The organism is Oleiphilus sp. HI0043 (genome assembly GCF_001634935.1).
In genome coordinates this window covers 1-592 of the sequence record NZ_LWEY01000529.1, presented here as the reverse complement: position 1 = coordinate 592, position 592 = coordinate 1, and the positions used below count along the sequence as shown (strand labels likewise).

The following is a 592-nucleotide window of genomic DNA, read 5'->3' as shown; positions in this document are numbered from 1 at the left end:
TGCTCTAGCTGCTTACGTGTTGCATCATCAAGGTCTGATGCGAACTGAGCAAATGCTGCCAATTCACGATACTGAGCCAAAGCCAAACGTACGCTACCACCTAACTTCTTGATGATCTTAGTCTGAGCTGCACCACCAACTCGTGATACCGAAATACCTGCGTTCATTGCAGGACGAATACCAGAGTTAAATAGGTTGGTCTCAAGGAAGATCTGACCATCTGTAATCGAAATTACGTTAGTTGGTACGAATGCAGATACGTCACCACCTTGTGTTTCGATGATCGGTAGAGCTGTCAATGAACCAGTTTGGCCCTTAACTTCACCATTGGTGAACTGCTCAACGTAATCAGCGTTTACACGTGATGCACGCTCTAGTAGACGTGAGTGCAAGTAGAATACGTCACCTGGATATGCTTCACGACCTGGTGGACGACGTAGTAGCAATGAAATCTGACGGTATGCCCAAGCTTGCTTGGTCAAATCATCAAATACGATCAATGCGTCTTCACCGCGGTCACGGAAGTATTCACCCATTGTTGTACCGCCGTATGGCGCTAAGAACAACATTGCTGCTGGATCAGCTGCACCTG

At 47.1% G+C, this 592-nt stretch carries 1 pseudogene; it reads right to left on the bottom strand.

Annotated elements, in window-relative coordinates:
* A pseudogene (locus tag A3729_RS06530) lies at window positions 1-592 on the bottom strand (F0F1 ATP synthase subunit alpha); the annotation flags it as partial.